Below are 2149 nucleotides of genomic sequence, written 5' to 3' on the forward strand. Positions count from 1 at the left end.
TCCAGCCAGCATTGAAATTTTGTAATAAAATCCCATTCTCTTTACAATTGCCATGTAGAACATGACTATAAATATCACGTAGAAACTTGATATCCCAACCGCCAGTGTTGTAAGGTAGCTGACCGGCAAAACGCTCACACTCTCCACATTTAGCCCGTCTCTAACTGTCTTGGCTCCCATCGACATAGCCAATACAGCATATGGAAGTTGATAAGCGAGTGAAAACCAGATTCCAATACTTGCGATGATGTAGGTCAATCTTAAAGATCTCCCTGCTCTCAGTGAGATACCCGTCAACCTGTATCCCCTTAGGAAATAGATTGGCATCAGTACCAGGATCGAGAAAAACGTGTATGCAAAGTAATAGTAATATTTGTGTGCGGAAAAATCGAAAGTAGGCATTACCTCTTCGCCCACGAAATATGAAGATATCCCGCTAATAATGTAGATCAGCACAACCAACATCAAGGGATTTCCGCTTCTCTTAAAACGGAGTTGGCCAAGAGGTTGGTGACAAACCACAAAAGCAAAAATCAGCAGCGCAATTATGTGAATATGTTGCATAGAACTTCATTATTTGAGAGTCACCTGGTCGAATCGCGGCAGCCGCCCCCAACTGCTTGACACCACTGTCACTGCGATCCTGGTCGACCGATCTTCTTAATTAGAACGGCCGGAACACCGCCGATAATTACGTTTCCCTCCGGAAAACTCTTTGTTACAACAGATCCGGCCCCAACAATGGTATTGTGGCCGAGCTCCACGCCCGGCAAAATTATTGAGTTCATTCCAAGCCAGCACGCGGAGCCAATTTTCACATCACGGCCTTCTGTATGTTCGTCTAGCGCATCAATTCGATGATTCGCCGTAATAATTCCGACATTTGGCGCAATATAGCATCCCTTTCCCAAATAAATCTTTCCGGAAAAGTTTTGAAAATAGGTTCCGGACGACTGAAATATATTCAGATCATCCGGATGAAATTCAATATTCTTCGCATTTGATATACGACAACCAAGCGCAGTTGGCCAAGRCATTCTCGCCCCGAGCCGCAGTACGCTACCGTGCCAAATTGACTTAATTGCCCAGTAATATCCGATATAGCCACTATCAAAATGTCTGCCGATCAAATACTTTTTGTCGAAAAATGCAGAAAAAACGATCTTGGCCATGGGTCTAGTTACGAATCCCAGTCTCTTAATCAAGCCGATGATCATTTATTCACCCCCCAAATCATAAGCAGGCAAGCTCCGCCTAATGCGCCCCACAAAGAAATCGACTTTATAAGCGACTTCGCTATCGCAGCATTGGCATTTGTTCCTAAACCGGCAGTCTTCGAAAATATGAAATAGCATACGAGGTAAAAAAGCGCACTCGATATCGCATATGCTTCCGATGCATAGTTTGGCGAAAGCTTAAGCACGGCTACAACAAATCCGACCCTCAGTACGAGACCGCTTGTAGTCAAGATCAACATCTCGCGCTGTTTTTCCCTGACGTGCATTACCATAGAGATCGGGGACGCAACCAGTTGAGCGATGAACCACGGGGTCATCCAGGCAACGAGGGATCCTGCGCGCTGCCAACCATCTCCGAACAACAGGGGAAATGCTTTTTCCGCAACCATTCCCGCAAATAAAATTGGGCCAACACCAATTCTTACTAATCCCTGAACAATCCTTCCAGTGAATATATCCAGGGTATTATTTCTATACTCTGCAATCGCGTTGGCCAAATATACTTGAGAAACCGCCCCTCCTACAAGGCTGACAGGTATTTGCATCGCCTTCATACCAAGCAAAAGGTACCCAACCTCATTACTAGCGACAGCGGCACCGATTAATATAATCGGAATCTGTATTGCCGCCGTATTTACCAACACCTCGAATGCTGAGAATTTTGGATAGCTACTATATCTTTTTAAAACGGTCAGCATTCTCGACAACCCAACCCCTCTAAAGCTGCCCCGATCTGACCGCCATAGATGGAGTCCCACGCTCGTTGTCCCCGCGCCGCTCGATATAGTTTGGCCAAGTATCAGACCAAATGGAGTTGACTTTAACAAGCCGAAAATAAATTGAATCGATATTCCCGATATAGATTGCACCAGTTTAGTTTTCGCAATTACAGGAAACCACTTCTTTCTTAT

At 45.0% G+C, this 2149-nt stretch carries 3 protein-coding genes; all 3 read right to left on the minus strand.

The genetic code is table 11. From position 1 onward, the window contains the following. Positions 1-465 (minus strand): hypothetical protein (locus tag AC1DN0_RS40905; RefSeq protein ID WP_477146600.1); only part of this gene is annotated, 465 nt, incomplete at its 3' end. A gap of 167 nt (positions 466-632) precedes the next feature. Further along, positions 633-1172: an acyltransferase gene (locus AC1DN0_RS40910; RefSeq protein WP_477146601.1), complete on the minus strand. Its 540-nt coding sequence runs from the start codon at positions 1170-1172 to the stop codon at positions 633-635. A gap of 41 nt (positions 1173-1213) precedes the next feature. Continuing rightward, positions 1214-2149, minus strand: a 936-nt coding sequence (locus AC1DN0_RS40915) for an oligosaccharide flippase family protein (RefSeq protein WP_477146602.1), incomplete at its 5' end; no start/stop codon positions are given.

It is taken from the genome of Cupriavidus sp. 05N39 (assembly GCF_056397325.1).